The 26,094-nt window shown below is 72.1% G+C and carries 23 protein-coding genes; 7 read left to right on the forward strand and 16 right to left on the reverse strand.

What is annotated here, in order from left to right; all coding sequences use genetic code 11:
* Positions 1–406: 406 nt before the first annotated feature.
* The 3 genes from DB033_RS20865 to DB033_RS20240 form a co-directional block, all read right to left on the reverse strand.
* Complete coding sequence (locus tag DB033_RS20865) at positions 407–577, reverse strand: hypothetical protein (RefSeq protein ID WP_157970832.1); 171 nt, start codon at positions 575–577, stop codon at positions 407–409.
* Between the two features lie 226 nt (positions 578–803).
* Positions 804–1,844, reverse strand: coding sequence for an intradiol ring-cleavage dioxygenase (locus DB033_RS20235; RefSeq protein ID WP_111768753.1), 1,041 nt, complete (start codon positions 1,842–1,844; stop codon positions 804–806).
* A gap of 413 nt (positions 1,845–2,257) precedes the next feature.
* Positions 2,258–4,045, reverse strand: coding sequence for a glycoside hydrolase family 15 protein (locus DB033_RS20240; protein ID WP_420814097.1), 1,788 nt, complete (start codon positions 4,043–4,045; stop codon positions 2,258–2,260).
* 177 nt (positions 4,046–4,222) lie between these two features.
* Here DB033_RS20240 and DB033_RS20245 point away from each other — a divergent pair, with 177 nt between their 5' ends.
* Positions 4,223–5,413: a lycopene cyclase family protein gene (locus DB033_RS20245; RefSeq protein WP_157970833.1), complete on the forward strand. Its 1,191-nt coding sequence runs from the start codon at positions 4,223–4,225 to the stop codon at positions 5,411–5,413.
* Positions 5,414–5,578: 165 nt separating this feature from the next.
* Positions 5,579–6,361, forward strand: a complete 783-nt coding sequence (locus DB033_RS20250; RefSeq protein WP_111768756.1) for a GAF and ANTAR domain-containing protein — start codon at positions 5,579–5,581, stop codon at positions 6,359–6,361.
* Between the two features lie 247 nt (positions 6,362–6,608).
* Here DB033_RS20250 and DB033_RS20255 read toward each other — a convergent pair whose 3' ends face one another.
* The 5 genes from DB033_RS20255 to DB033_RS20275 all read right to left on the reverse strand — a co-directional run bounded on the left by DB033_RS20255 (position 6,609) and on the right by DB033_RS20275 (position 12,587).
* Entirely contained in the window at positions 6,609–7,187 is a 579-nt protein-coding gene (locus tag DB033_RS20255; RefSeq protein WP_111768757.1) for a dihydrofolate reductase family protein, read from the reverse strand.
* Positions 7,188–7,276: 89 nt separating this feature from the next.
* Complete coding sequence (locus DB033_RS20260; RefSeq protein ID WP_111768758.1) at positions 7,277–8,401, reverse strand: substrate-binding domain-containing protein; 1,125 nt, start codon at positions 8,399–8,401, stop codon at positions 7,277–7,279.
* Between the two features lie 140 nt (positions 8,402–8,541).
* Complete coding sequence (mmsB, locus tag DB033_RS20265) at positions 8,542–9,804, reverse strand: multiple monosaccharide ABC transporter permease (protein WP_111768759.1); 1,263 nt, start codon at positions 9,802–9,804, stop codon at positions 8,542–8,544.
* On the reverse strand, positions 9,801–11,324 hold the full coding sequence (gene mmsA, locus DB033_RS20270; RefSeq protein WP_111768817.1) for a multiple monosaccharide ABC transporter ATP-binding protein: 1,524 nt from the start codon (positions 11,322–11,324) through the stop codon (positions 9,801–9,803). The genes mmsB and mmsA overlap by 4 nt, the downstream gene beginning before the upstream one ends.
* A gap of 231 nt (positions 11,325–11,555) precedes the next feature.
* Positions 11,556–12,587: a LacI family DNA-binding transcriptional regulator gene (locus DB033_RS20275; RefSeq protein ID WP_111768760.1), complete on the reverse strand. Its 1,032-nt coding sequence runs from the start codon at positions 12,585–12,587 to the stop codon at positions 11,556–11,558.
* Between the two features lie 272 nt (positions 12,588–12,859).
* Between DB033_RS20275 and DB033_RS20280 the strand changes: the two genes are divergently transcribed.
* Together DB033_RS20280 and DB033_RS20285 are read left to right on the forward strand one after the other, a co-directional pair.
* Positions 12,860–13,366, forward strand: coding sequence for a DUF427 domain-containing protein (locus DB033_RS20280; protein ID WP_111768761.1), 507 nt, complete (start codon positions 12,860–12,862; stop codon positions 13,364–13,366).
* 79 nt (positions 13,367–13,445) lie between these two features.
* Complete coding sequence (locus DB033_RS20285; RefSeq protein WP_111768762.1) at positions 13,446–14,033, forward strand: hypothetical protein; 588 nt, start codon at positions 13,446–13,448, stop codon at positions 14,031–14,033.
* Between the two features lie 8 nt (positions 14,034–14,041).
* Here DB033_RS20285 and DB033_RS20290 read toward each other — a convergent pair whose 3' ends face one another.
* Positions 14,042–15,532, reverse strand: coding sequence for a carboxyl transferase domain-containing protein (locus DB033_RS20290; protein WP_111768818.1), 1,491 nt, complete (start codon positions 15,530–15,532; stop codon positions 14,042–14,044).
* 70 nt (positions 15,533–15,602) lie between these two features.
* Positions 15,603–17,033, reverse strand: coding sequence for an SLC13 family permease (locus DB033_RS20295; protein ID WP_111768763.1), 1,431 nt, complete (start codon positions 17,031–17,033; stop codon positions 15,603–15,605).
* Between the two features lie 147 nt (positions 17,034–17,180).
* Here DB033_RS20295 and DB033_RS20300 point away from each other — a divergent pair, with 147 nt between their 5' ends.
* On the forward strand, positions 17,181–17,774 hold the full coding sequence (locus DB033_RS20300) for a winged helix-turn-helix domain-containing protein (protein WP_111768764.1): 594 nt from the start codon (positions 17,181–17,183) through the stop codon (positions 17,772–17,774).
* Positions 17,775–18,070: 296 nt separating this feature from the next.
* On the opposite strand, the gene DB033_RS20305 is transcribed toward DB033_RS20300, so the two are convergent.
* Both DB033_RS20305 and DB033_RS20310 read right to left on the reverse strand, forming a co-directional pair.
* Positions 18,071–18,583 (reverse strand): universal stress protein, encoded by a 513-nt coding sequence (locus DB033_RS20305; RefSeq protein ID WP_205844068.1) that lies wholly within the window; start codon positions 18,581–18,583, stop codon positions 18,071–18,073.
* Positions 18,580–19,809, reverse strand: coding sequence for an SLC13 family permease (locus tag DB033_RS20310; RefSeq protein WP_111768819.1), 1,230 nt, complete (start codon positions 19,807–19,809; stop codon positions 18,580–18,582). Before DB033_RS20310 ends, DB033_RS20305 begins: the two co-directional genes overlap by 4 nt.
* Before the next feature lie 232 nt (positions 19,810–20,041).
* Here DB033_RS20310 and DB033_RS20315 point away from each other — a divergent pair, with 232 nt between their 5' ends.
* On the forward strand, positions 20,042–20,869 hold the full coding sequence (locus DB033_RS20315; protein WP_111768766.1) for an oxidoreductase: 828 nt from the start codon (positions 20,042–20,044) through the stop codon (positions 20,867–20,869).
* Positions 20,870–21,195: 326 nt separating this feature from the next.
* Here the strand turns inward: DB033_RS20315 and mce are convergent, their stop codons facing one another.
* The 4 genes from mce to DB033_RS20335 are packed head-to-tail and all read right to left on the reverse strand — an operon-like array spanning position 21,196 to position 25,250.
* Entirely contained in the window at positions 21,196–21,645 is a 450-nt protein-coding gene (gene mce, locus DB033_RS20320; protein WP_111768767.1) for a methylmalonyl-CoA epimerase, read from the reverse strand.
* Positions 21,642–23,399 (reverse strand): acetyl/propionyl/methylcrotonyl-CoA carboxylase subunit alpha, encoded by a 1,758-nt coding sequence (locus DB033_RS20325; protein ID WP_111768768.1) that lies wholly within the window; start codon positions 23,397–23,399, stop codon positions 21,642–21,644. Before DB033_RS20325 ends, mce begins: the two co-directional genes overlap by 4 nt.
* A 40-nt stretch (positions 23,400–23,439) precedes the next feature.
* Entirely contained in the window at positions 23,440–23,667 is a 228-nt protein-coding gene (locus tag DB033_RS20330; RefSeq protein WP_111768769.1) for an acyl-CoA carboxylase epsilon subunit, read from the reverse strand.
* Positions 23,664–25,250: an acyl-CoA carboxylase subunit beta gene (locus tag DB033_RS20335; RefSeq protein ID WP_111768770.1), complete on the reverse strand. Its 1,587-nt coding sequence runs from the start codon at positions 25,248–25,250 to the stop codon at positions 23,664–23,666. The genes DB033_RS20330 and DB033_RS20335 overlap by 4 nt, the downstream gene beginning before the upstream one ends.
* Positions 25,251–25,428: 178 nt before the next feature.
* Between DB033_RS20335 and DB033_RS20340 the strand changes: the two genes are divergently transcribed.
* Positions 25,429–26,085, forward strand: a complete 657-nt coding sequence (locus tag DB033_RS20340) for a TetR/AcrR family transcriptional regulator (RefSeq protein WP_276309252.1) — start codon at positions 25,429–25,431, stop codon at positions 26,083–26,085.
* Positions 26,086–26,094: the final 9 nt, after the last annotated feature.

Raw genomic sequence — 26,094 nt, forward strand, 5'->3', positions numbered from 1 at the left:
GGCGTTCTCGTCGACGGTCGTCCGAGATGTCCCCTGCGGCAGGAGGTCTTGGTGGATCCGCGGCGATCGGCCGGGAGGCACCTCCGACTGACGACCGCCTCTCGGCCCGCGGGTCCGCCGGAACCCGGAGGGTGGGCGGAGGCAGCGCGGCCCCACTGGGACATCACCGGTTCGGCCCAGCGGCCGGGGTGGTCACGGCCCCCTCCGCCACGGACGGACGGTCAGCACCTGACCCGCCGGGAGAGCCGGCCGAGCCCGATGTCCGACGGGCCTGCGTCGCTTCACGAAGCGGATCCGACCGGACCCCGGGCTCGACGGAGGTTCAGCACATGGCCCACCGGGAGGAGCCGGTCGGACACGACGTCCGACCGGCCCTGCATCGCTTCCGGGTGCCGCCCAGCCGGATTCAGTCCTTGTCGGTCAGGTTGCCCAGATCGTCGGAGACCCGCCGTTCGGCACTGGCCGTCAGATGCGGGCCGTCGGACGCGGCCGGGTCGTGCGCGGCGTCGAGCTCGCCGCCGGTGTCGCGCAGCTCCGAGTCGGGCATCTCCGGTTCGGGAAAGGTCGAGCTGGTCATGTCTGCTCCCGTCGTGGTGCGTGCGGGGTCGATCCCCTCACGGTCACGTACCCGCTGTGGTGGCGTCGTGTGCGGTCGGGGCAGAGCCGGCTCTCGGCGATCCGGTGTGCCGCACGGTTCGCGACGGGGAACCGGGTTCGTCTCCGGGCCGTCATCGCCCGGACCGACGGACGGTGTCCGTGGACGCAGCCGCCCGGCCGGCCACCGCACACGCGGGGGGTGCGCGTCAGGCGCTCGTTCCGGTGGCGGGGGCCGTCGACACGCCATCCGACGGCGCCGATCCGTCCGGCGGAGTGCCCATCCCCGACGGCGGAGTGCCCATCCGGCCGCCACCGCCACGGCCGCCGCCGTTCCCGGCGGGCGCCGCACCGGCGGACGGGGTGGTGCGGGTGTCGACCGCGGCGGTCAGGCTCACCACGTAGCCGGTCGTCACGTCCCCGGTCGCGGTACCGAGTTGGCTGGTCCCGCCGTCGTCGCCGAAGACGTTGTCCGACGTCAGGCTCACCTGCGCGAGGTTGGACACCGACCGCTCGTATCCCGCGGTGGCGTAGACCGCGTCGCAGACGTCCTGCGGCAGGGCCACCTGGGACGTCGCGATGGCGTTGGCGGCGTCGGTGATGCCCGCCTCGTCGGGGTAGACCTCGAAGTGGATGTGAGGCCACCGGCCGCTGTAGCAGGCCGGGAAGATGCTGGTCCAGGAGACGACGCCCGCGGCGTCGGCGATCTGCACGCCGCGGAGATAGTTCTGCTCGGTGACGCCGTCGGAGTACATCGAGTAGTTGCCGTCGCGGTCGCAGTGCCACACGTAGACGGCGGCCCCGGCGAACGGCACCCCGCCCCGGGCGAGGTCGGTGATGGTCAGCTCGAGCGTCATCGGGACGCCGTCGGCGGTGCCGCTCGACGCACCGAAACTGGACCGGATGTCGCTGCGGACGATGCCGCTCTCGCTGAGCACGTCGGGTCCGTTGGAGCCGTCGCCGGGGTACGGGCCGGCCGTCTCGTCGGGGATCTCACCGGTCGCCGCCGCGTCGGCGCCCGACGTGCCGGCGGACACCGAGGAGGCGCCCGAGGAGGTGCTGGTCACGGCGGCAGTCCCGCAGGCCGCGAGGCCGACCCCGATGGCTCCCAGACCGAGTGCCCGCAGCAGCTGCCGGCGGCCCATCAACGTGACGACGTCGAAACCCAGCCCCTGGTCGACGACCTCGTCGTCGGGGCGGGCGAGCGGACGCCCCTCGTACAGCGGGGTGGCACGGGTGGATTCGGGCATCGGTCACTCACTCCTCGGAAACGGCGGAATGTCACCGACGGCGTCGGCCGGCGACCGCGTTCCACGATGCGAGCCGACCCTCGGTCGCCGCTGTCGGCTCGCTGTGCGTCGGCTGAGGATCGCCCGGGCCCGACCCTCGCATCGCAACCGGCGCCGATACCCGGCGACGTCCGGGTCAGGTCATCCCCGGCTGTCGACGAGGCACTCGTCGAGGTAGGTCAACGCGGACGCGGTGGGCCGCGGGTGCCGCCGGGCGTCGTAGGCGCCGAGCCCGGCCCGCGGCAGCCGCAGGCCTGTCGTCCGTCACGCGCGTTCCCCTCCCCCGTGTCCACCCAGCGTAGGGCGTCGGTCGCTGCGGGTACCGACGTCGCCCGCCGGGCGGCTCCTCGCCCAGCTACGGCCCGACCCGGGCCTCAGTCCTGCGAGCCGCTGCCCGTGGTCACGGTGATGACCGCGTTGATCAGGGCGAGATGGCTCAGCGCCTGCGGCAGGTTGCCGAGGAAGTCCCCGGTCGCCGGCTCGAGCATCTCGGCGAGCATGCCCACGTCGTTCGCGGCGACCATCAGGCGGTCGAGCAGGCCGCGCGCCTCGTCACCGCGACCGACCAGCTGCAGCGCGCTGGCCATCCAGAACGAGCACGCCAGGAAGACCCCCTCCTCGGCGTCCATCCCGGAGTAGCGGTACAGGTGGTCACCGGCGCCCAGCTCGTCGCGCAGGGCGTCCAGGGTCGAGCTCATCCGCGGCCCGCGGTCGAAGCCGCTGATGGCGTGCAGCAGGATCGACGCGTCCAGCTCGTCGGTCCCGGGATACCAGACGTAGGCCTGCTTCTGCTCCGACCAGGCGTGGGTCTGCACCCACTCGCGGATGCGGCCCGCCTCCGACCGCCACCGCGACGGATCGCCGGGGATCTGGCCGATCTCGCACAGGTGCACCGCGTGCCGCAGAGCCTGCCAGCAACCGAGTTTCGAGGTCGTGTAGTGCCGCGGCTCGTGCAGCTCCCACATCCCGGCGTCCTTGGACCGCCACCGGTCGCAGGCGAGGTCGGCGATCCCGGCCAGCATCCGGCCGGTCTCGGCGTCCAACACGTTGCCGTTGTCGACGTAGAGCTGCACGATGCTGAACAGATCGCCGAACACCCCCAGTTGCAACTGCCCGGACGCGGCGTTGCCGTCCACGACCGGGCCGATGCCGCGCCACCCCGGGACGTCCCGTTCGTGCAGCTCCTCCGGTGCGGGACAGCCGTTGAGCTGGTAGAACACGTGCGGCTCGGGGCCGTACTCGCGGATGGTGGCCAGCAGCCAGCTGATGGCGCCGTGGGTCTCCTCACGCAGCCCGAACCGGAACAGCGCGGTGAGGGAGTAGGCGGCGTCACGCACCCACGCGAAGCGGTAGTCCCAGTTCTTGCCGCCGGCCACGTTCTCCGGCAGCGACGTGGTGGCGGCCGCGGCGACGGCCCCGGTGGGCGCGTAGATGAGCAGCTTGAGGACCAGCACGCTGCGCAGCACCGCGTCCTGCCAGTCACCCTCCCAGGCGAAGTTGGCCGACCACTGCTGCCAGTTGCGCACCGTGCGGTCGACGCCGCGGTCGACGTCCTCCGGATCGGGCAGGTACAGCGGTTCGTCCTCGGTGGCGACCAGTCCCAGGATGTGCCGGCTGCCGGGTGCGGTGCGGAACGTCAGGCTGATGTCGACATCACTGACCTCGACGCTCTCCTCGTTCGAGGCGCGGACGGCCATCGTCACCCCGTCGGCGCGCAGGACGGCTCCGGACACGGTGTCGCGGACCCACGGTGAGACGGTGTTCAGGCAGGTGCCGGGGCGCACCCGGCCCACCAGGCGCACCGAACCGGTCAGGCCGTCGATCCTGCGGGCGAGCTCGGCCCACGGCAGCCGGCCCGCCACGCCGGTGTTCATCGCGTCGGTCACCCGGACCGACCCGGAGGCGGTGTGGAAGGTGGTGGCCAGCACGTTCGTGTTGTCCACGTAGGCGCGCTCGACCGTGAACGGCTCCTCCGGCGACAACGCGATGCTGCCGCCGTTCTCGGCGTCCACCAGGGCGCCGAAGACGGGTGCGGAGCTCATGTGCGGCAGCGGCAGCCAGTCGATGCGGCCGTCCCGGGCGATCAGGGCGACCGTCCGGCCGTCACCGATGGCGGCGTAGGTACGCAGGTCGGCGTAGCCGGCGGCGTCGCGCTCGGTCACCGGCTGCGGGTCGACGTCCGCGCCCCAGGTCAGCGGAACGGTGTCGGCGGGGGTGGTGGTCACCCGATCCATAGTGCCCAGCCACGCGACCGGAGCATCGACCGGTCCGGGCGCGGCGCTGCGCCGCCGTAGCGTGGACGCCGACGGCGGGCGGTCCGCGGCGGCGGGGAGGTGCGGGTGTCGGCGCAGCGGCGGGTCCTGGTGACGGGCGCCGGTCCGGCCGGTCTGGCGACCGCGGCGGCGTGCGCCGCGCGCGGTCTGGCCGTCGACGTGGTCGCACCGCACTTCCGGTGCTGGACCCCCACCTACGGGATGTGGGCCGACGAGCTGCCGGCGCTGGCCGCCGTCCTGGACACCGGTGCCGCCGACGCGGCGCCCACCGCGGGCAGCCGGAGCTACCGCACGACGCTGGTGCGCACCGTCACCGGCGGCACCGTCGACCTCGGCCGCGGCTACGCCCGGCTCGACAACGCCACGGTTCACGCCGCGCTGCTGCACCGGTTGCACACGGCCGGTGCCCGCACCGTCGTGGGCCGCGCCCGGCGGATCGTTCCCGGTCCGCCCGGGTCGGTGGAGCTGGAGGACGGCACCGTGCTGACCGCGGACGTCGTGGTGGACGCCCGCGGCGGCAGCCGCGGCACCGCCCAGCAGCGGGCCTGGGGGGAACGGGTGACCGGCCCCGTCGCCGATCTCGTCCCATCCGACACCGCCCTGTTGATGGACTGGGAAGCGCTACGCGACCCCCGGGACCGGCAACCGCCGGCGTTCCTCTACGGTTTCCCACTCGACGACGGGACCACCCTGCTCGAGGCCACCTCGCTCGCCGCCCGGCCTCCGGTGTCCCTGACGCAGCTGCGCGACCGGCTGCACCGGCTGCTGACCCGCCACGGACTGCACCACGTCGGCAATGCCGAGCGGGTCGCGATCCCGCTGGACGCCGCGCGGTCGCGGGGTACGGGGGTCGCCGTGGGGGCGGCCGCGGGATGGATCCACCCGGCCACCGGGTACAGCCTGGCCGCCGCACTGCGCCTGGCGCCGGTCGTCGCCGACATCCTGGCCGGCGAGTCCGACGCGCGGCGCGCGGCCCGCGCCGCGGCCGCCCTGCAGTCGTCGCGCACCCACGCCCTGTTCGCGCTGGGGCGGGAGGTGCTGCTGCGATTCGACGAGCGGCACACCGACGAGTTCTTCGCCGGCTTCTTCACCCTGCCGCCGGCCACCTGGACCGCCTACCTCGACCCGATCTCGCCGCCCGGGCCGGTCGCCGCGGCGATGGTGCGCCTGGGGCCGGCACTCACCCCCGGCGCCCGCGCCGCCCTCGCCCGGGCGGTGGTCCGGACCGGGCTGCGCCGCGCGGTGGGCGCCCGGTAGCGACCGGCACCGTGCCGCCCGATCCCGTCCGGAGCGGTCGCCGACGGTGCGGCTCGTCACACCGCACGGTCGGTGGTCCTCGTCCCGGCGCCACGGGCACGGAATTTGATTTAATGCGTATACCGCGCCGACTGTCGCCCGGTCTGATGTGGATCGGGGCTCAGGATGACGAAGGATGCGTACGACGAGGACGCGGCGGTGGCCGCCCGTTTCGAGGCAGGTCAAGTGAGTTCGTTCGCAGAGCTGGTCGCCGAGCTGGCCCTGTCCTATGCCGACCAGCGCGCTCCCGAACCGCGTGCCACGCTGGTGGAACAGATCGTGGCGGGTGCCACGACGATCCTGCCCGGCGTGGTCGCCGCGGCGGTCGAGACGCTGGACGGCACGGGCCGGTTGAGCGCCCCGGTACTCGTCGGCGACGACGTCGCACGCCGCCTGATGGACGCGCAGAACGCCCTGGGCGCGGGGCCCTGCCTCGACGCCCTCCGGGATCGCAAGCAGGTCGCCGTGCTGGACCTGTCGGCCGACGACCGCTGGCCGGCGTTCGCGGCCGAGGCGCGCGCCGCCGGCGTGATGGCCGTGATCTGCACCCCCATGGAAGTCAACGGACGCGACGTCGGTGTGCTGACGCTGTTGAGCAACGCCGCCGACTTCGGCGACGAGCACGAGGACATCGAGAGCCTCGCCCGGGTCTTCGCCGCCCACGCGGGCCTCGCGTTGACCGGCGCCCGCCAGCTACGGGAGATGAACACCGCGATGTCCAGCCGCGACATCATCGGGCAGGCGAAGGGCATCTTGATGGAGCGGTTCTCCATCACCCCCGACGTCGCCTTCACCGTGTTGGTCCGCGCCTCCAGCGTCACCAACACCAAGCTGCGGGCCGTCTGCGAGCAGCTGTGTGACACCGGGACGCTGCCGGCCGGCGCGCTGGACCGTCGCCGCCCACGCTGACGTCACAGTCCCCCGCCCGCCGAACTGGGTAGTACAACCGTCGGGGGAAGCGGTGATCCGGACGCCGCGACTTTCCAGACCCGTCCGGTCCAGCCCCGCGGCCGGCGGGTCGCCCCCAACGGGGAGCGACGTCGTGACGCCGCCGACGGGCTCGCTCCCGGCAGGCACACTCCCGCCCCCCACAGGCGTCGCAGGCAGACCACGCACCGGCATGGTCCCGGCTCGGACCGGTCGGGGTCGACCGTCGTCAGGCTCCCGCCGGCCCCAGGGATCGCGCGACACCGTAGGTCAGCTGAACCACTCCGCCGGCAAACCGGCGGCACCCCGTCGAGCTCAACGGGATCCGTGAGTCCGAGGGCAGCGCGGCGGTCCCGCCGCCGATGACGACCGGCGACAGGAACAGCTCGAGCACGTCGACCAGTCCCGCGCGCAACGCCGCGCCGGCCAGCTGCGGACCGCCGACGGAGACGTCGTGGTCGAGGCCGCGGACCAGCTCACCGACGGCGACCGGGTCGAACGTCCGCTCGATGCGGGTCCGGGCGGTCGCCGGAGCGTCGAGCGTCGAGCTGTAGACGATCTTGTCGGCCGCCCGCCAGAGCGCCTGGAAGTCCGCGGACGGCGACGGTGCGGACCCGACGTCCATCGTCTCCCAGACCTGCAGCACCTCGTACATCCGGCGGCCGTACAGCTGGGTGCCCACCGACCGGACGCTGTCGTTGACCGCGGCGTGGACCTCCTCGTCGGGTGCGCACCAGTCGAAGCGCCCGTCGTCGTCGGCCACGTAGCCGTCCAGCGAGGCGATCGCGGAGTAGATCAGTCGACCCATCCGCCCAGCATGCGCGCGCCCTCCGGGAACGACAACGGGCCCCCGGCAGGTGCCGGGGGCCCGAAGGTCGAGCGGTGATACGGGGGTGACTACTTGGTCAACGGCTCCAGGGTCGGGTCGTTGGCGTACGCCTCGGCCGCGTTCTCCTTGGTGACGATGACCGGGTCCAGCAGCTGGGCCGGGACGACCTTGACACCGTTGTTGTACTCGGTGGTGTTGTCGGCCTTCGGGGCCTTGCCCTGGCTCAAATCGGTGGCCATCTGGATGGCCGCGGCGACCAGCGCCCGGGTGTCCTTGTTGATGGTGGAGTACTGCTCACCGGCCATGATCGACTTGACCGACTCGACCTCGGAGTCCTGGCCGGTGACGACCGGGACCGGCTTGCCGGCGTTCTTCACCGAGGTGATGATCGCGCGGGCCAGGGTGTCGTTCGGCGACAGCACGCCGTCGAGCTCCTTGCTGGTGTAGGTGCTGGTCAGCAGGTTGTCCATCCGGCGCTGGGCGTTCTCGGCCTTCCAGCCGTCAGTGGCGGTCTGGCTGATGTCGACCTGTCCGGAGCCGACGACGACCTCGCCGCTGTCGATGGCCGGCTTGAGGATCTCCATGGCACCGTCGAAGAAGACCGGGGCGTTGGCGTCGTCGGGCGAGCCGGAGAACAGCTCGATGTTCCACGGGCCGGTGGCCTTCTTGGCCTTCATGCCGTCCAACAGGGCCTGGCCCTGCAGGTTGCCGACCTTCTTGTTGTCGTACGCGACGTAGTAGTCGACGTCCGGGGTGTTGAGGATCAGCCGGTCGTAGGCGATGACGGTGGCACCGGCGGCCTTGGCGGCGGCGACCTGGGTGGTGAGCTGGCTGCCGTCGGCGGCACCGATGATGATGACCTTGGCACCCTTGGTGACCATCGAGGAGATCTGCGCCTGCTGGTCGGCGACGGTGCCCGAGGCCGCGGCGTACTGGACGTCCGGGGTGAAGCCGGCAGCGGTGATGCCGTCGGTGAACAGCTGGCCCGCGAGGACCCAGTTCTCCGAGGTCTTGCTGGGCAGGGCGACACCGACGGTCGCGCCGGCGGCGAAGCCGCCGGTGGCCGCGGCGCCGGAGGAGCCGGCTGCGCCACTGGTGGTGCTGGTGTCGGCGGTGCGGCCGGAGCCACAGGCGGAGAGGACCAGCAGGGAGGCGGCGGCCACGGCGGTGGCGGCCTGGGTGATTCTGCGCATGGGTTCCACTTTCCTAGGGGAAAACGACGGGGTGGTGCGGAAGGTGCAGGGTGGTGCGGAAGGTGCGGGTGACGCCGGTGGCGGCGGCGGCACTCTCTCCGACTGTCGCGACCCGAGGTCGCGGCAGGACGGCGGACGGGTCACGGTTTGGTCGTGTGGCCCACGGAGGCGTCCTTCACCTCCTGGTCCTTGGTGAAACGGGCCATCATCAACCCGATGATCGACGCCCGGCCGCGGGTCTTGTTGTAGACGTCGACGCCGACGGCGGCGAGCAGCACCAGGCCCTTGATGATCTGGACGCGGTCGGAACCGACACCGAGCAGCGACAGGCCGTTGGACAGGAAGGCCATCACCAGACCACCGACGATGGAGCCGATGACCGTGCCGATACCGCCGGACACGGCGGCACCGCCGATGAAGACGGCGGAGATGGCGTCGAGCTCCCAGCCGTTGCCGTCCTGCGGGCCGGACGCGAACGACAGCGCCACGAAGATCATCCCGGCCAGGGCGGCCAGCACCGACATGTTGAACATGACGAAGAAGTTGACCTTCTTGCTCTTCACCCCGGACAGCTCCGCGGCGTGGGAGTTGCCGCCGACGGCGTAGACGTGGCGTCCGAAGATCGAGTTGTTCATGACGAAGGAGTAGAGGAGCACCAGCGCCAGCAGGATGCAGCCCGAGATCGGGAAGCCGGTGCCGGGGCGACCGGAGGCGAAGAGCAGGAACGCGTAGCCGGTGACGCCGGCCAGCAGGACCATCCGGACGATGGTGACCCACATCGGGGGGACCTCGGCGCCCAGACCGGCCTGGGTGCGGCGCGCACGCCACTCCCGCCAGATGATCGCGACGCACAGCACCAGGCCGAGCAGCACCGTGAGGTTGTTGTAGCCGGTGTCCGGGCCGACCTCGGGCAGGTAGCCACCGCCGATCTTGGCGAACGACGCCGGCACCGGGACGCTGGTGGAGTCGCCGATGAACTGGTTGCCGCCGCGGAAGATGAGCATGCCGGCGAGCGTCACGATGAACGCGGGAACCCCGACGTAGGCGACCCAGAAGCCCTGCCAGACACCGATCAAGGCGCCGATGCCGAGGCCGAGCAGGATGCCCACCGGCCAGCCGACCCCGGTGTCGCGCATGACCTTGGCGACGATGATGCCGGTGAACGCGGCGACCGAGCCGACCGAGAGGTCGATGTGGCCGGCGATGATCACCATGACCATGCCGATGGCCAGGATGAGGATGTAGGAGTACTGGGTGATGACGTTGATCAGGTTGCCCGGCGTCAGCGTCAGACCGTCGGTGAGGATCTGGAACAGCACCAGGATGGCGAACAGCGTGAACACCATGCCGAACTGACGGCCGCTGCCGCCGAAGACCTTCTTGACGTTCGCGATCGCGTTCATGCTCGGACACTTTCTTTCTTGGTGGAGGTCATGAACTTCATCAGCGTCTCCGGATTCGCCTCGGCGGCGGTCAGCTCACTGGTGATCGCGCCCTCGAACAACGTGTAGATCCGGTCGGACAGGCCCAGCAGCTCCGGCAGCTCGGACGAGATGACGATGACGCCTTTGCCCTCGCTGGCGAGCCGCTGGATGATGCCGTAGATCTCGTACTTGGCGCCGACGTCGATACCGCGGGTGGGTTCGTCCAGGATCAGCAAATCGGGGTCGGTGAACATCCACTTCGCCAGCACGACCTTCTGCTGGTTGCCGCCGGACAACTTGGACACGCCCTCGTTGACCGTGGGCGCCTTCGTCCGCAGGCTCTTGCGGTAGCTCTCGGCGACCTTGTACTCCTCGACCGCGTCGACGACGCCGCCCTTGGAGATCTTCGGCAGCGCGGCCGAGACCGTGGCGCGCTTGATGTCGTCGAGCAGGTTCAGGCCGAGCACCTTGCGGTCCTCGCTCACGTACGCCAGGCCGTGGTCGATCGCCTCGGAGACCGTGCGCAGCTGGATCTCCTGGCCGTCCTTGTAGACGGTGCCGGAGATCCACTGGCCGTAGCTGCGGCCGAAGATGCTCATCGCGAGCTCGGTGCGGCCGGCGCCCATCAGTCCGGCGAAACCGACGATCTCGCCGCGACGGACCTTGAAGCTGGAGCCCTTGCAGACCAGCCGCTCGTGGGCCAGCGGGTGCTGCACCGTCCAGTCACGGACCTCGAAGAGCGTGTCACCGATGGTCGGCGTGTGGTCGGGGAAGCGGCTGCCGAGGGAGCGTCCCACCATGCCGCGGATGATGCGGTCCTCGTCGACGCCGCCGGCCTTGACGTCGAGCGTCTCGACCGTCTTGCCGTCGCGGATGATGGTGATCGAGTCGGCGATCTGCTCGATCTCGTTGAGCTTGTGACTGATGATGATCGAGCTGATGCCCCGGCCCTGCAGACCGCGGATCAGGTCGAGCAGGTGCTGGGAATCGGACTCGTTCAGCGCCGCCGTCGGCTCGTCGAGGATCAGCAGTTTGACCGACTTGTTGAGCGCCTTGGCGATCTCGACGAGCTGCTGCTTGCCGACACCGATCGACTTCACCTGGGTGTCGGGGTCGTCGTTGAGGCCGACACGGGCGAGCAGGTCGATGGTGCGGCGCTTGGCCTCCGACCAGTTGATCACTCCGAACTTCGACGGCTCGTTGCCGAGGAAGATGTTCTCGGTGATCGACAGCTCGGGGATCAGAGCGAGTTCCTGGTGGATGATCACGATGCCGGCCGATTCGCTGGACCGGATGTCCTTGAACCGGCAGACCTCGCCCTGGTAGACGATGTCGCCCTCGTAGGTCCCGAACGGGTAGACGCCCGACAGGACCTTCATCAGGGTGGACTTCCCGGCGCCGTTCTCGCCGCAGATGGCGTGGATCTCGCCGGCCCGGACGGTCAGGGAGACCTCGGACAAGGCGCGGACACCGGGGAACTCCTTGGTGATCGACCGCATCTCGAGGATCGGCGGAGCGGTGGTTCCGCTCGACTGGACGGCGGCATTCTCAGCCACGATCTTCACCCCCGTCCGGGGTGGAGGGGCGCAGAGTGCGGGTCACGCGATCTCCCTTTGACGTCGACGTCGTTGTCGGCCGGGCACATCGGACAGGCAGGGAACTGACGGATCAGTGGCGCGTGTCCATGTGACCGGTCACATGAGCTGCACCAAATTAACTCCGGTTGTGACCTATGTCAACTGTTGTGCACCGGGTGCTCCGGTGGACGAGCGGAGCACCAGCTGCGGACGGATCGGCGGCGACGGGACGTGCGCCTCACCGGCCAGCTCGGACAGGATCAGCGCGACCGCCCGCCGGCCCACCTCGGCGAAGTCCTGCCGGATGGTGGTCAGCGGCGGCCAGTAGTGGGCGGCCTCGGGGACGTCGTCGAAGCCGATGACGCTGATGTCGCCGGGCACCCGCACACCACCCTCGCGGAAGGCGTGCAGCAGGCCCAGTGCCATCAGATCGCTCGAGCAGAACACCGCGGTGAAGTCGTGCCGGTTCACCAGCTCCCGGCCGGCGAGGTAGCCGAAGTCGGCGGTCCAGTCGCCCAGGATCGGCGGCTCGATCATCAGATCGGCGTCACCCATCTCGCGCAGATACCCCTGCATCCGCTCCTCGGCCTCGATCCAGTCCCGCGGCCCGGCGAGGTGCACGATGCGCCGGTGGCCGAGCCCGATGAGGTGCCGGGTGGCCAGCCGGGCGCCCTCGAACTGGTCGACGGCGATGCTGCGTCCCAGGTCACGGCGGGTGGAGTCGAGCAGCACGCAGGGGATCCGCAGCCGCACCTCGGCCAGCAGGTCGAACACCCGGACCTGCGGCGCGACGACCACGACGGCCTCGACGCCCTGCCCGACGATCTGGTCGATGGCGTCGCGGACGGACTGGTCGTCGCTGGGCGTGGTCGCCACGGTGATGCCGTAACCGGCGTCCCGGGCGGCGGCCTCGATGGCGAACATCATCGTCTGCACGCCGTAGGTCGCGGCCCGGGTGGCGATGAGGACGCCGATGCTCTGCGACTTGCTGGTGACCAGTGCGCGGGCCGCCTGGTTGGGCCGGTAGCCGATCTCGTCGATGACGTCCAGGACGCGCTGCCGGGTCTCCGGCCGCAGGCTCGGCGAATCGTTGAGCACACGCGACACCGTCTGGTACGAGACCCCCGCCAACCGCGCGACATCGCGGATGTTCGGAGCGCGTTCCGCGCTGGAGTCGACGGTCACAGGCCTGGGGTTCTTCCGATGACGATCCGGGACGGGCTGTCCGGCTCCGCGGACGCTGCGAAGCTGGATGTGACCGTACACATCGGCAGCGTTCCTGGCGAGTGTCCAGGTGACGGCGGTGGCGGCCGTCCGGGGCGGACCGGCCGGACGGCCCGCCGGGCCGGTCGATGTGACAGCGAGAGTGTTGTCGCACCGCCGGGGTGCCGACAGGGCGCCCCCGCTCCCCCGTCGTGCGCCGGCCGACGGGCGGGCGGCGCGCGCAGAATGGGCCGATGAGCCCCCGACACCCGCAGCGCATCGAGCCCGGCCCCGGACAGGAGTCGGTCTGGGACTATCCCCGGCCGCCCCGGTTGGAGCCGTCCGACCGGCTGGTGGTGGTCAGCCTGGGCGGTCGCGAGATCGCCCGCACCACCGGTGCCTACCGGGTGCTGGAGACGAGCCATCCGCCGACCTGGTACCTGCCTCCCACGGCGCTGACCGACGGATCGGTGGAACGGGCCCGCGGCACCGGGTCGGTCTGCGAGTGGAAGGGCGCCGCGACCTACTGGGACGTCCGCGGCGGCGACGGCACCGTGCTCCGCCGGGTCGGTTGGAGCTACGAATCACCGACCGCGCCGTTCCGGGCGATCACCGGTTACCTGTCGTTCTATCCGGCGCAGCTGGAGTGCACCATCGACGGCGAACGGGTCCGGCCCCAGGAGGGCGGCTTCTACGGGGGCTGGGTGACCGACGAGATCGTCGGCCCGTTCAAGGGCGGGGAGGGCAGCTGGGGTTGGTGAGTGCGGACCGGGCCGGGGCTGCGGAGCTGCGTCCGCGCGTGCGGCCCGGTCCCGCGCCGGGGCGCGCGATGATGGACCGATGAACCGACCGGGCCCGGACGCCGCCGTCCCGTGCCGTCGCCTCCGCCGGCTGGTCGGTGCGGTCCTGGCCGCCACCTGGTGCGCCGCCGGCTGCACGTCACCCACCGCACCGGCGTCGTCGTCGTCAGCCACGACCACCACCACGGTGGCGACGACCGCCCGCGCCACGTCGGCCGTGTCCGGCCCGGCGGTGCAACCCAGCTTCGAGACCGGTGTCCCGGACGCGGTCGTCAGCTTCACCGGTGGCCCACCGGCCGCGACGACGGCGGCCGTGGCACCGTCGGGGGCCACCCCGGCGGACGAGGTGCGCCGCGGCGAGGGTGGTGACCTGCTGGTCGTCACCTGGGGCAGCACCACCTGCCCACGGATGCCGGTGAACGTCACCGCGCTCGATCCCGCCACCCTGGACATCGTGACCGGCAACGTCCGCATCGATCCGGTCTCCAACGACCTGGCGGTCCCGGAGACCTCCGTGTGCGTCAACGATCTCGGCCCGACCACGTCCGCGGTGCGGCTGCCGGAGGGCGCCGCGGGGACCGGCCCGCTCACCGTCATCGTCGACGGCGTGCGGCACACCGTCGCCTGACGCCGGGCTCAGCCCGGCAGGCCCAGGTCCCGGTAGCGCCGGTGCCGGCGGCGCAGCCGCTCGGTCGGCGGCACCGGCATCAGCTGGTACAGCTCGTCGGCGAGCACCCGGCCCAGCCGGCGGCAGAACTCGACGGGCTCGTCCGCGGCGTCGGGCAGCTCCTCCACGATGCGGTCGACGATCCCGGCGCGCTGCAGGTCACCGGACCGGACGCCCTGCTCGGCGGCCATCTCGGCCGCGTGCCCGATGTCGCGGTGCACGATCGCGCTGGCCCCCTCCGGCGGCAGCGGCGACAGCCACGCGTGCCGGGCCGCGATGACCCGGTCCGTCGGCACCAGCGCGAGCGCCGCGCCACCGGTCCCCTGCCCCAGCAACACCGACACGGTCGGCGCGTCCAGCGTGACGAGATCGGCCAGGCAACGGGCGATCTCGCCGGCGAGGCCACCCTCCTCGGCCGCCTGCGACAGGGCCGCCCCGGGGGTGTCGATGACCGTCACCAGCGGCAGCTGCAGTTCCACGGCCAGCCGCATGCCGCGGCGGGCCTCCCGCAGTGCCGCCGGTCCCAGCGGTTGATGGGCGTCCTGGTGCCGCCGGTCCTGCCCGAGCAGCACACACGGTGCGCCGCCGAACCGGGCCAGCGCCAACATGATCCCGTGGTCGACCTCGCCGGTCCCGGTGCCGTTCAGCGGCGTCACGTCGGTCGCCGCGGCGCGCAGCAGTCGGCGCACTCCCGGTCGCCGGGGGGACCGGGAGATCAGCACCGACGTCCAGGCGTCCGGCTCCGGCACGGGCGCGGACGGCTCCTCCGCGGCCGGCGGGTGGGTGGTGCGGTGCCGCGGTGCGAGCAGCACCGTCAACACCCGGTCGACGATCGCGGGCAGGTCACTCGGCGGCAGCACCGCGTCGAGAAGCCCGTGTGCGAAGAGGTTCTCCGCGGTCTGCACACCCTCGGGGAAGGGCTCGCCGTAGAGCGCCCGGTAGACCCGCGGGCCCAGGAAGCCGATCAGCGCGCCGGGCTCGGCCACCGTGAGATGCCCCAGTGACCCCCAGGACGCCAGCACCCCGCCCGTGGTGGGGCTGCGCAGATAGGTCAGGTACGGCAGCCGGGCGGCCTTGTGGGCGGCGACCGCGCCGGCGATCTTGACCATCTGCAGGAAGGCGATGGTGCCCTCCTGCATCCGGGTGCCCCCGGACACCGGGGACGCCAGCAGCGGCAGCCCCTCCCGGGTGGCCCGCTCCACCGCCGCGGTCAGCCGCTCGGTCGCCGCGACGCCGATACTGCCGCCCAGGAAGGCGAACTCGCTCGCCACGACCGCGACCCGGCGACCGCGCAACCGGCCCTCGCCGGTGATGACCGACTCGTCCAGACTGGTCTTCGCCCGGGCCTCGACGAGCATCGCGGCGTACTCCGGTGATGCGGGGTGCTGCGTGATCGGCACGTCCCAGGACCGGAACGTGCCGGCGTCCAGGAACTGGTCGATGATCTCGGCGGCGCCCATCCGGGTCGCGCTCACGCCGGCCGCCGGGTGGCGGGGTCCGGAACGGCCCGGCGAGGTCGCGGAGCCCGGTTCACAGCCAGCCCGGCAGCACCAGCAACGCCCAGCTGAGCACCGGAGCCGCGACGACGATCGACATGCCCCACTGCATCAGGCGCCGGAAGACCAGCTCGCGGTCCTTCTCCTCGGCGTTAGCCACGATCAGCGCACCGTTGGTGGAGAACGGGCTGCAGTCGACCATCGAGCTCGAGATGGCCAGCGCGGTCACCAGTCCGACGGCCCCGACCTGACCGGTCAGCAGGAACGGCACGGCCAGCGGGATCAGCGCGCCCAGGATGCCGGTGGTGGACGCGAACGCCGACACCACCGCACCGATGAGGCAGATCAGGAACGCCGCCAGCAGCGGCGCGCCGACGGTGGCGACCTGGTCACCCAGCCACTGGACGGTGCCCTGGTCCTCCAGCAACGACACGTAGGTGACGATGCCGCCGATCAGCAGCACGGTGCCCCAGCTGATCTTGTCCACCGCACCCTTGGCCGACTTGGGCGAGATGAGGGTGAGCACGACCGCGACACCGAGGGCGGTGAAGCCGACGTCCAGGTCGAAGGCGAACGCGCCGACCGCGAGACCGACCAGGCCGATCAGGGTCAGGATGCGGTCGCCGTTGAGTCGGTGGTCGTCGTCCTGCGGGCCGGTCCCGGCGGTCGCGTCGCCGGTGCCAGCGGTGTTGCCGTCGGACGGGCCACCGCCCATCCCGGAGATGGTGGCCGCCCGCCCCGATGACTCCACCGCGGCCTGCGGGGTGCCGGTGACGCCGGTACGGGTGGCGGTGCGGGCGGCCGCGCCGGCGACCTCGTCGACGTAGGAGTTGTTCTGCACGCGGTCGGTGTCGCGGCGGGACAGCAGTTCCCGGCCACCGAAGGCGAAGAACACCACGAGCGAGATGAGCACGGCAGCCCCGAAACAGCCCAGGAACAGGATGAGCGGACTGCCGGGCAGCGCGTTGTCGCTGACGACACCGTTGGTGATGGCGCCGAAGATGCCGATCGGCGAGAAGCTGCCGCCGGTCGCGCCCATCACGACCAGGATGCCGATCAGCACCGGGTTGATGCTGAAGCGGCGGGCGAAGCCCAGGGCCACCGGGGCGACGATCGCGACGGCGGCGGGGGTGATGGCGCCGATCGCGGTGATCGCGGCACAGACGGCGAACATCGCCCAGGGCACCAGAGCGACCCGGCCACCCACGGCGCGGACCGCGGCATGCACGATCCAGTCGACGGTCCCGTTGTTCTTCGCCAGCGCGAACAGGTAGGTCACCCCGACGAGGATCACGAAGAGGTTGCCGGGGAAGCCCTCCAGCACCGCGGCCGGCCCGACGTCGTAGACGGTCGCGCCGACCACCGCGGCCGCCACCAGCGCGAGCGCGCCCATGTTCACCGACCGCACACTCGCGATCAGGAAGACCAGCACCAGCACCACCAGTGCGACCACTTCTGCAGACATGCCGACTCCTTTGTCGAACGCTCGGCGGCCGGGCGGCGGTGTCGCTGCACCCCGGCGACCAGACCGCGCCCGTCCCGGTGTGGAACAGGCAATGGCCTATTGGCCTAGCCTCTCGACCAATTCGTCGGTTGTCAATACAGTCGCCCCATGGCACTGGGGCGACGCAAGGAGGCGGCTCCCAGACTCGTCCGCCCGCGCCTGTACCAGCAGCTCGCCGAGCACATCACGGCCTTCATCGAGGCCCAGGGTCTCGCACCCGGCGACCGGCTGCCACCCGAGCGGGAACTGGCTGTCGAGCTGGGAGTCAGCCGGGCGACCCTGGCCCAGGCGCTGGTGGCGCTGGAGATGCAGGGTCGCGTCGCCGTCCGACACGGCGACGGGGCGGTCATCCTGGATCCGGCCGAGCGGGTCGCGGCGGTGATCGCGGCGCTGGCCGGCTACACCGCCGCGTCGCTGGAGTCGGCCCGGTTGCCGGTGATGGCCGGGGTGCTGTCCACCGCGGCCTTCGGTCCGGAGGAGCTGCGGACGGCCGCCGCCGACGCCGAGACCAGCGGCGCGACGGCGGCGGAGGTCTGGGCGGCGGTGCGCGCCGCAGCCGGCGTCAGCCCGCTGGTCGACATCGATCTGGCCCTGGAGTCTGCCGGGGCGCCGATCCCCCGGCAGATCGTCGCAGAACTGCCGGCGCTGACCGCGGCGCTGCGGGCCGGACGTCCGGTGACGCTGACGGGTGGGGCCGGCTGACGCCTCGCTGTGTTTCGCGCCGGGGGATCTGCGGCGAGCCGGCTGCCACCGGTGCCCGGGTCGCGCACCGGACGCGGGGGGCGCGGGCGGGACGTGGACGGCCCGCACCCCGCGGCAGCTCCCGCCACCTCGCGACAGCTCCGGCCACCTCGCGACGGCTCCGTCCGACCGCAGCCGTCGCGGAGCCGGCGGAACTGTCGCGAAGACAGCGCCACGGTCGCGCGGGACAGTGGAACGGTCGCTGAGACAGCGCCACGGTCGCGGAGTCGTCACCCCGCGGCCGTTGCATCGAGCCGTCAGTGCGGTGGCGGCGGGGGCGGCCGGTGTCCGGGCGGCGGGGGTGCCGGGATCGAGCTCAGCGCCGGGGCGGCCTCGGGCCACACCAGCAGCACCGGGCACGGCGCGTGGTCGACGACGAAGCGGGTCGCCGGGCCCAGCGAGTGCGGGCCGAGCCGCGCCCGGTCGCCGTCGCGGGTGACCAGCAGCAGATCGGCGTCGGCCGCCGCGGCGGTGACCTCCCGCTCGACCCGGCCGCGGCGGGTCAGCTCGGCGCAGTCGCGGCCCAGCCGGGCGCGGGCGGCGTCGAGCAGCGCCCGCTCGGCCTCGGCGTCGACCTCGGCGACGGCCGGCGCGGGCCGGTGCCGGCGGCCGAGCAGCCCCGCCATCCCGCCGGCGATCACGTCCGACACCTCGGTCGACGTGACGTGCAGCAGGGTGAACGCCGCGTCCGGACCACCGAGTCGCAGTGCCGTGTCCACGGCCGTCTCCCACAGCCCCTCACGGAGCCAGATCACCACCCGCATCGTCATCCTCCGACCAGCTGCCACGACGCCCACAGCCCGGCCACGGACGCCACGATCCCGAGCGGCACCGTCAGGGCGCCGAGCTTGAGGAAGTCACCGATCGCCGGCTCGGCGTCCCGTTCGCGCAGCAGCCGACGCCAGAGCAACGTCGCCAGCGAACCCACGTAGGTCAGGTTCGGGCCGAGGTTAACGCCGATGAGGACGGCCAGCACGCCGACGCTGCCGCTGCCGGCCACCACCGACGGCAGCAGCACGAGCGTGGCCGGGATGTTGTTGACCAGGTTGGACAGCACCGCGGCGATCGCGGCGATGAGCAGCAGGGTCGGGAAGGAGGTGCCGCCGGGCACGATCGCGGCGATCCCGTCACGCAGACCGTTCACCTGGAGGGCGGTCACCACGATGCCCAGTCCGAGGACGAACGCGACGAACGGCAGGTTGAGCGCCTCGACGAGCTGCCGGGCCGACGCCGCCCGCCGGACCAGCGCCCAAATCCCCAGCACCACCGCGCCGCCGGCGGCCGCCCACACCGGCTCGACGACGAGGAAGCCGACCAGGGTGAGCGCCAGCACGACGAGCGCCACCGTCGGTGTGCGCACCGGCTCGGCGGCCGCCGGGGTCGACCGGCCGGCCAGGTCGGCGCGGAAGAACCGCCGGAACACCACGTACTCGACGACGATCGCGATGACCCAGGGCAGCGCCATCGCCGCGGCGAACGCGGTGAACGACAGCCCGCTGGCCCGCAGCGCGAGCAGGTTGGTCAGGTTGGAGACCGGGAGCAGCAGCGACGCGGAGTTGGCCAGGTGGGTGCAGGCGTAGACGTGTGGGCGGGCCGGGAGCTGCTGCCGTGCGGCCGTGGTGAACACGACCGGGGTCAGCAGCACCACGGTCGCGTCCAGCGACAACACCGCGGTGGTGATCGAGGCCAGCCCGAACACCAGGACGAGCAGCCGTTGCGGGTTCCCGCGACCGGCCTTCGCGCACCACGCGCCCGCCCAGGCGAACACCCCCTCGGCCTCGCACAGGTAGCCCAACAGCAACACCGCGGCGAGGAAGCCCACGGTCGGGCCGAGCGAGCGGACCTCCGCACCGGCCTCGGACCAGCTGATCGCGCCGAGCCCGATGACCAGCAGCGCCGCGGGCACCGCGGCCGTCGCCTCGGGCAGGCCCTTCGGTCGCAGGACGGCGAATCCGAGTACGGCGAGCAGGACGACCACGAGTACGGCGAGCAGCACCGGATCAGGGTGCCACCCCAGGGCGCCGTCACCGACCACGCGCGACGGCGACCCGCGGGACCGCCGGGGCAGGTGCGCTGCGGTGCGGCGGCCGGGCGGCGCACGCTCCCGGGGCTGTTCACACACGGCCGACGCCGTCCACGGTGCGCAGCGATCCGCCGCGCCCCCGCAGCCCTCTACCGTGGTCGCGGGGGACGTCCGTCCCGCACCCACTCTCGGAAGCAGGCCCCGAATGCCCACCACCTGGTTGATCACCGGCTGCTCCACCGGGCTCGGTCGCGCCCTCGCCGAGGCCGTACTCGCCCGCGGCCATCAGGTCGTCGTGACCGCACGTGACGTCAGCACGGTCGAGGACCTCGCCCGCTCCCATCCGGACACCGCGCTGGCGGTCGCGCTGGACGTCACCGACGACGCGCAGGTGGCCGCCGCGGTCGCGGCCGCCGAGGCCCGCTTCGGCGGGGTCGACGTCCTGGTCAACAACGCCGGTTACGGCTACCGGTCGGCGGTCGAGGAGGGCGAGGACACGGATGTGCGCCGGTTGTTCGAGACCCATGTCTTCGGCAGTGTCCGCACCGTGAAGGCGGTGCTGCCGGGGATGCGGGCGCGCCGGTCGGGCACCGTGGTGAACCTCTCGTCGATCGGCGCGCGCGTCTGCCCCGAGGGCTCCGGTTACTACGCCGCGGTCAAGGCAGCGGTGGAAGCGCTGACCCTGTCGCTGCGCAAGGAGGTGGCTCCGCTCGGCATCACGGCGATGGTGGTGGAGCCCGGCGGGTTCCGCACCGACTTCGCGGGCCGCTCGCTCACCCAGTCGAAGCACCCCATCGACGACTACGCCGACACCGCCGGCCGGCGCCGCAAGGAGCACGACACCGTCCACGGCACCCAGCAGGGCGATCCGGCGAAGGCGGCCGCCGCCCTCATCCAGGCGGTCGAATCCGATGCGCCGCCGTACCTCCTGCTCCTGGGCAGCGACGCCTCGGACAGCTTCCGGACCGCCCTGGACGCGCTGCGCACCGAGGCCGACCAGTGGGAGTCGCTCAGCCGCAGCACCGACTTCTGACGGTGGGGCCCGGCCGCCGACACGGACGGCCGGGCCGGCGCGGTCGAGGCGATGCCGGCAGTGCGGTCGGTGCTGCCAATGCTGCGAGTGCCGGCAGTGCGGTCGGTGCTGCCAGAGCCGGCAGTGCGGTCGGCGCTGCGAGTGCCGGCAGTGCGATCGGTGCTGCGAGTGCCGGCAGTGCGATCGGTGCTGCCAATGCTGTCACTGCCGGCAGCGCGGTCGGTGTTGCCGGCGCTGCGAGTGCCGGCAGTGCGATCGGTGCTGCCAGTGCCGGCAGTGCTGTGAGCGCGGTCCGTGCTGCCGGTGCGGTCGGTGCGGCCGTCCCGTCAGGGCCGGCGGGCCGGCTCCACCAGTTCGAGCAGCACGCCCCCGGCGTCGCGGGGGTGCACGAAGTTGATCCGGGAGCCGGCGGTGCCCCGCCGCGGGGTCTCGTACAGCAACCGGGAGCCCCGGGCCCGGAGCCGGGCGCAGGCCTCGTCGACGTCGGGCACCCGCAACGCCAGCTGCTGCAGACCGGGACCGCGCCTGTCGATGAACGTGGCGATGGTCGACGCCGGGGTGAGCGGCGCGAGCAGCTGGATCTGGGCGCCGCCGTCGCCGCCGAAGGCGATCATCGCCTCGTCGACGCCCTGCTCGGCGTTCTGCTCGCGATGGGCGAGAGTGCCGCCCAGCACGTCGGTGTGGAAGGCGATCGCGGCGTCGAGGTCCGGGACGGCGATGCCGACGTGGTCGATGACGGTGCCGGTCAGGCCAAGCGCGTCGGCGAGGCCGGTCACGGTTGGTCGATCTCGCAGATCACGGTGCCCGCGGTGACGACGGCGCCGTCGACCGAGGCGAGCCCGCGGATGACCCCGCTGCGGTGCGCGTTGACCGGTTGCTCCATCTTCATCGCCTCCAGGACCAGGACGAGGTCGCCCGCTTCCACCGTGTCGCCGTCGGAGACGGCGACCTTCACGATCGTGCCCTGCATCGGGGCGATCAGCGCGCTGTCCGTCGCCGCGGGTCCGGACCGGGCACCGCCGGCCCGCCGCTTGCCCGGGGTGCGCCCACCGGCCGGGGCGGCGGTGCCCACCGACAACGATCCCGGGAGCGTCACGGTGAGGCGGCGGCCGTCGACCTCCACCACCAGGCTCTGCCGCGGAGCGGTCTCGGTCGGATCGACCGGGGCGGCGACGAACGCCGGGATCCGGTTGTCGAACTCCTCCTCGATCCAGCGGGTGTAGACCCGGAACGGCTCATCGGTGAACGCCTCGTCGCGCACCACGGCCCGGTGGAACGGCAGCGCGGTGGCCATCCCGTCGACGACGTACTCGTCCAGCGCGCGGCGGGCCCGGGCCAGCGCCTCGCCACGCGTCGGGCCCCAGACGATCAGCTTGGCCAGCAGCGAGTCGAAGGCTCCCCCGACGACGGTGCCACCCTCGACGCCGGCGTCGACCCGCACGCCGGGTCCGGCCGGTTCGCGGTAGGTGGTGACGGTGCCCGGAGCGGGCAGGAAGTTGCGGCCCGGGTCCTCGCCGTTGATCCGGAACTCGAACGCGTGGCCGCGCGGCGCGGGATCCTCGGTCAACCGCAGAGTCTCGCCCTCGGCGATGCGGAACTGCTCACGCACCAGGTCGATCCCGGCGGTCTCCTCGCTGACCGGGTGCTCGACCTGGAGGCGGGTGTTGACCTCCAGGAAGCTGATCACGCCGTCGTTGCCGACGAGGTACTCGACGGTGCCGGCACCGGAATAGCCCGCCTCCCGGCAGATCGCCTTGGCGCTGGCGTGGATGGTCGCCCGCTGCTCATCGGTCAGGAACGGCGCCGGGGCCTCCTCGACGAGCTTCTGGTTGCGGCGCTGCAGCGAGCAGTCGCGGGTGCCGACGACGATGACGTTGCCGTGGGTGTCGGCGAGGACCTGCGCCTCGACGTGCCGGGAACGGTCCAGGTAGCGCTCCACGAAACACTCACCACGGCCGAACGCCGACACCGCCTCCCGGACCGCGCTCGCGTACAGCTCGGGGATCTCCTCGATCGTGCGGGCGATCTTGAGGCCCCGCCCGCCGCCGCCGAACGCGGCCTTGATGGCCACCGGAAGCCCGTGCTCGCGGGCGAACGCGACGACCTCGTCGGGTCCGGCGACCGGGTCGGTGGTGCCGGCGACCAGCGGCGCACCGGCCCGCAACGCGATGTGCCGGGCGACGACCTTGTCGCCCAGGTCGCGGATGGCCTGCGGCGACGGACCGATCCAGGTCAGCCCGGCGTCGGACACGGCCTGCGCGAACTCCGCGTTCTCGGACAGGAAGCCGTAGCCCGGGTGCACCGCGTCGGCGCCCGAGGTCGCCGCGACCGCCAGCAGTTTCGGGATGTCGAGGTAGGAGTCGGCGGGGGTGCTGCCGCCCAGCGCGTAGGCCTCGTCGGCCATCCGGACGTGCGGGAGGTCCCGGTCGGGCTCGGCGTAGACGGCCACCGAGGTGTACCCGGCGTCCCGGCACGCCCGGACGACCCGGACGGCGATCTCGCCGCGGTTGGCGATCAGGATCTTCTGCATGCGCGTCCTTCGGGAGGCGGGGTGGGTTCACAGGGCACGGTCACGGGAACGTCCGGTCGGAGTGCCGCCAGGACGGGTGCAGCCCGGTGCGCGACCGGGCCGAATCGACCCACGCCGACCGTGCGGTCCGACGGGGCGTGGACGGTGCCGGTGCGGCCGTCAGCGCCGCGAGAACGGCGACCACGGCGGCGGTCTCGACGGCCGTCGGGGCCGGGTGGATGGACAGCACCGGCACGCCGTCGACACCGGTCGCGGGAACGGCGGTCACAGCGGCATGTTCCCGTGCTTCCTGGGCGGCGTGATCTGCCGCTTGGTGCGCAGCAGCCGCAGCGAGCGGATGAGATGGGTCCGGGTCCGCGACGGTGCGACCACCGCGTCGACGTACCCGCGGTCGGCCGCGATGTAGGGGTTGACCAGGGTGTCCTCGTAGGCGGTGACCAGTTCCGAACGCAGCGCCGCCGGGTCGTCGGCCGCGGCGAGTTCCCGGCGGTAGAGGATGTTGGCCGCGCCCTGCGCTCCCATCACGGCGATCTGCGCGGTCGGCCAGGCCAGGTTGACGTCGGCCCCCAGGTGCTTGGACCCCATCACGTCGTAGGCGCCGCCGAAGGCCTTCCGGGTGACGATGGTGACCTTCGGAACGGTCGCCTCGGCGTAGGCGTAGATGAGCTTGGCGCCGCGGCGGATGATGCCGGCGTGCTCCTGTCCGACCCCGGGCAGGAAGCCGGGTACGTCGACCAGCGTGATGATCGGGATGTCGAAGGCGTCGCAGGTGCGCACGAAGCGGGCCGCCTTCTCCGAGGCGTCGATGTCCAGGCAGCCGGCCAGGTGCAGCGGCTGGTTGGCCACCACGCCCACCGGCCGGCCCTCGACCCGCCCGAAACCGACCACGATGTTGGGCGCGAACAGCGCCTGCACCTCCAGGAAGTCGCCGTCGTCCACGAGATGGGTGATGACGGTGTGGATGTCGTACGGCTGGTTCGGCGAATCCGGGATGAGCGTGTCGAGTTCCCGGTCGGTGTCGGTGATGTCGAGGTCGACGTCGGTGTCCACGACCGGCGCCGGATCCAGGTTGTTGCTCGGCAGGAAGGCCAGCAGCTCGCGGACGTAGCCGATCGCGTCGTCCTCGTCGGCCGCCAGGTAGTGCGCGTTCCCGCTGGTGGTGTTGTGCACCCGGGCGCCCCCGAGCTCCTCGAGGGTCACCTCCTCGCCGGTGACGCTGCGGACCACGTCCGGGCCGGTGATGAACATCTGCGACGTCTTGTCGACCATCACGATGAAGTCGGTCAGGGCCGGCGAGTAGACGTGACCGCCGGCCGCGGCCCCCATCACCACCGAGATCTGCGGGATGACGCCGGAAGCCTGCACGTTGCGGTAGAAGATGTCGGCGTACAACGCCAGCGACGCGACGCCCTCCTGGATGCGGGCGCCGCCGCCCTCCACGAGCCCGATCACCGGGCATCCGGTCCGCATCGCGAGATCCATGATCTTGACGATCTTCTCGCCGTAGACCTCGCCGAGACTGCCGCCGAACACCGTGACGTCCTGGCTGAACACGCACACCTGACGGTCGTCCACGGTGCCGTAGCCGGTCACCACACCGTCACCGGGCGGACGGTTGGCGTCCATCCCGAACGTCGTCGAGCGGTGCCGGGCGAGCTCGTCGGTCTCCACGAACGACCCCGGATCCAGCAGCAGCTCGATCCGCTCCCGGGCGGTCTTCTTGCCCTTGGCGTGCTGCCGCTCGACGGCTCGGGCCGATCCGGCGTGCACCGCCTCGTCGTGGCGGCGCTCCAGCTCGGCGAGCTTGCCCATGGTGGTGTGGACGTCCGGCACTGGCGGTGTTGCCCGCATCGGGACCTCGCTTCGTCGAAAATGAGTACCTCGGGGACGTCCGCCGTCACGACGGGCAACACCGAGTGTCGATCGAACGGTACTGAGTACCGTCGAACGCGTCAAGCAGTCCCCGTCGAGCGAGGAGCCCCCCGTCACCACCACAGAGCCGTCCCACCGACCGTCGGTCAGGGACCGACTGGCCGATGCCGCGTTCGCGCTGTTCGACGAGCGCGGCTACGAACAGACGACGGTGGAGGACATCGCCGAACGCGCCGAGGTCAGTCGGACCACGTTCTTCCGGACCTACCGGTCCAAGGAGGACGTGATCTTCCCGGTGCACGACCGGCTGCTCGCGGCCATCCGGCAGCGACTCGACACGTCCAGCACCACCACGGCGATCGTCGCCGTCACCGAAGCGGTCCGACTGGTCCTGCTGCACTACGTCGAGGAGGGCGACCGCGCCCGCAAGCGCTACGCGCTGACCAGCCGGGTCGCCGCCCTGCGGGACCGGGAGATCGCGAGCGTGGCGCCCTACCAACGGCTCTTCCGCGAGTTCATCGCGGACTGGATGGGGTCGGTCCCCGACGCCGCACTGCGGGCCGAGCTGATGGCGTCGTCGGTGGTGGCCGCGCACAACCACGTCCTGCGGCGATGGCTGCGGGGCGACACCAGCTCCCCCATCGAGGAGGTCGACGCGGCCCTGGCCCAGGTGGTCGCGCTGTTCTCGACGCCGGCCGGGGAACCGCACCGCGGCGAGGGGACCACGGTCGTGGTGTTCCGGACGGGCGAGTCGCTGGACAGCGTCCTGCCGGCGCTGCGCCGGGCGGTGGAGGCCGGCGGCACCGCGTCCTGACCGGACGGC

This window comes from Nakamurella deserti, from assembly GCF_003260015.1.
GTDB classification, from domain to species: Bacteria; Actinomycetota; Actinomycetes; order Mycobacteriales; family Nakamurellaceae; genus Nakamurella; species Nakamurella deserti.

Coding starts and splice junctions, on each gene's coding strand:
- DB033_RS20260 (WP_111768758.1), bottom strand. CDS start 8,401: ATGCGCAGAATCACCCAGGCCGCCACCGCCGTGGCCGCCGCCTCCCTG.
- DB033_RS20295 (WP_111768763.1), bottom strand. CDS start 17,033: ATGTCTGCAGAAGTGGTCGCACTGGTGGTGCTGGTGCTGGTCTTCCTG.
- DB033_RS20335 (WP_111768770.1), bottom strand. CDS start 25,250: ATGCGGGCAACACCGCCAGTGCCGGACGTCCACACCACCATGGGCAAG.
- DB033_RS20300 (WP_111768764.1), top strand. CDS start 17,181: ATGGCACTGGGGCGACGCAAGGAGGCGGCTCCCAGACTCGTCCGCCCG.
- DB033_RS20325 (WP_111768768.1), bottom strand. CDS start 23,399: ATGCAGAAGATCCTGATCGCCAACCGCGGCGAGATCGCCGTCCGGGTC.
- DB033_RS20315 (WP_111768766.1), top strand. CDS start 20,042: ATGCCCACCACCTGGTTGATCACCGGCTGCTCCACCGGGCTCGGTCGC.
- DB033_RS20255 (WP_111768757.1), bottom strand. CDS start 7,187: ATGGGTCGACTGATCTACTCCGCGATCGCCTCGCTGGACGGCTACGTG.
- DB033_RS20285 (WP_111768762.1), top strand. CDS start 13,446: ATGAACCGACCGGGCCCGGACGCCGCCGTCCCGTGCCGTCGCCTCCGC.
- DB033_RS20290 (WP_111768818.1), bottom strand. CDS start 15,532: ATGGGCGCCGCCGAGATCATCGACCAGTTCCTGGACGCCGGCACGTTC.
- DB033_RS20250 (WP_111768756.1), top strand. CDS start 5,579: ATGACGAAGGATGCGTACGACGAGGACGCGGCGGTGGCCGCCCGTTTC.
- DB033_RS20235 (WP_111768753.1), bottom strand. CDS start 1,844: ATGCCCGAATCCACCCGTGCCACCCCGCTGTACGAGGGGCGTCCGCTC.
- mmsB (WP_111768759.1), bottom strand. CDS start 9,804: ATGAACGCGATCGCGAACGTCAAGAAGGTCTTCGGCGGCAGCGGCCGT.
- DB033_RS20865 (WP_157970832.1), bottom strand. CDS start 577: ATGACCAGCTCGACCTTTCCCGAACCGGAGATGCCCGACTCGGAGCTG.
- DB033_RS20305 (WP_205844068.1), bottom strand. CDS start 18,583: ATGACGATGCGGGTGGTGATCTGGCTCCGTGAGGGGCTGTGGGAGACG.
- DB033_RS20280 (WP_111768761.1), top strand. CDS start 12,860: ATGAGCCCCCGACACCCGCAGCGCATCGAGCCCGGCCCCGGACAGGAG.
- mmsA (WP_111768817.1), bottom strand. CDS start 11,324: ATGCGGTCGATCACCAAGGAGTTCCCCGGTGTCCGCGCCTTGTCCGAG.